We start from the raw sequence: 1,586 nt of genomic DNA on the forward strand, positions 1-1,586 counted from the left end.
GTGTTGGTCATGTGCGACTGCACGGCGTCCGGCCCGTCCGAGCCGGGCCGGGCGCCGAAGCCGCCGCCCAGCGCCTCGACGTAGGAGAAGAACTCGTCGCGGCGCGGATCGTGCCCGCTGATGTGCACCGCGGTCACCGAGCCGTGGCTGGCCGCGGGCACCCGGTCGGGCACGGCCTGCGCGAACGCGCCCAGTATGGCGTCGGCCACCCGCTGGCAGGTGTCCGAACGCGACCAGACCGGCGCGGGCGGCAGCGGGTCGACGATGGTGCCCGGCCGGCTTCGGATGGTGATGGCGCGGTAGAAACCGGCGTTGGCGGGCAGATCGGGATCCAGGACGGCCTTGACCGCGAAGTAGACGGTGGCGTCGATGCCCGACCGGACCGCGTTGATCTGTCCCTTCACCTGGTCGGCGCTCTCGGTGAGGTCCACGACGATGCCGCTCTCGTCGACCCGCAGCGTGACCCGGATCGGGATGTCGGTGGTGCCGGCCCCGTCGTAGTCCATCCAGTCGGCGAACGAGTAGACGCCGGGCGGCAGCTTGGCCAGCGCGGCGCGGGCCTGCACCTCGGCCTTGTCCAGCCAGGCACTGGTCGCGGCGCGCACGACCAACGCCTCGTACTTGCCGCACAGTTCGTCGTAGCGGGTCGCACCCAGGCGCACGGCCGCGAACTGGGCGCGCAGGTCGCCCAGCCGCTCCCGGGGGTTGCGGCAGTTGAGCAGGATCAGCCGCAGCAAGTCCTCATCGACCACGCCCTTGTTGAAGATGCGCACCGGCGGGATGCGCAGCCCCTCGCTGTGGATGTCCGGCGACGAGCCGAGGCTGCCGCCGAACTCGGCATGGTGGGCCACGGTGGCCGCGAATCCGGCCAGGCCCTCCGCGTCGAACAGCGGCGCCACCACCACGACGTCGGGCAGGTGCGTGCTGCCACCGACGTAGGGATCGTTGGCGATGAAGATGTCGCCCTCGTTGATGTCGCCGGCGAACAGCGCCGTCAACTCGGGGATGAAGCCCAGCATCGAGCCCATGTGCAGCGGGATGTGCTCGGCCTGCGCGATCGTCTGGCCGTCGCGGTCGAGCAGCGAGGTCGAGCAGTCGTGCCGCTCCTTGACGTTCGGGGAGTAGGCGGCGCGGATCAACGCCACGCCCATCTCCTCGGCGATCGCCAGGAGGTGCGCCCCGATGATGTCGACGGTGACCGAGTCCGGGCCGGCCTCACTTGTCGTCTCTCGCACCTGCCGCATGCATCCTTCTTTCGCTCAGCGCAACTCACGTTCTGCTAGAGGAATCATAAGTACGTTGGCTGAGGTTCACAAGACGCAGAGCGCAATGTAACCTCGCCGTATTGCTAAGCTCGCCGTGCGAAAACCACGCACGGGGAGGAGCACGGTGAGCGACAACCGCTACTACCTGGCCGGCGTGGGCCGAGCCTTGCGGTTCCTCGAACTGATCGGCGACCACGAGCACGGCCTCACCCTCAAACAGGCCACCGACCAGCTCGACATCGACACCACCTCCGCCTTCCGCATCGCGCGAACCCTGGAAACGGACGGCTACCTCCGGCGCGACGAACACGGCGTCTACAA

General features: G+C 68.8%; 2 protein-coding genes. One reads left to right on the forward strand and one right to left on the reverse strand.

Annotated features, from left to right (window positions below; all coding sequences use genetic code 11):
• Nucleotides 1-1,244 (reverse strand): hydantoinase B/oxoprolinase family protein (locus tag VHA73_10045; GenBank protein HVX18360.1); only part of this gene is annotated, 1,244 nt, incomplete at its 3' end.
• Nucleotides 1,245-1,389: 145 nt separating this feature from the next.
• On the opposite strand from VHA73_10045, the gene VHA73_10050 reads away from it, so the two are divergent.
• A partial coding sequence (locus VHA73_10050) for a helix-turn-helix domain-containing protein (GenBank protein HVX18361.1) occupies nucleotides 1,390-1,586 on the forward strand: 197 nt, incomplete at its 3' end.

The organism is Acidimicrobiales bacterium (genome assembly GCA_035547835.1).
In the GTDB taxonomy this organism is placed as follows: domain Bacteria; phylum Actinomycetota; class Acidimicrobiia; order Acidimicrobiales; family Iamiaceae; genus DASZTW01.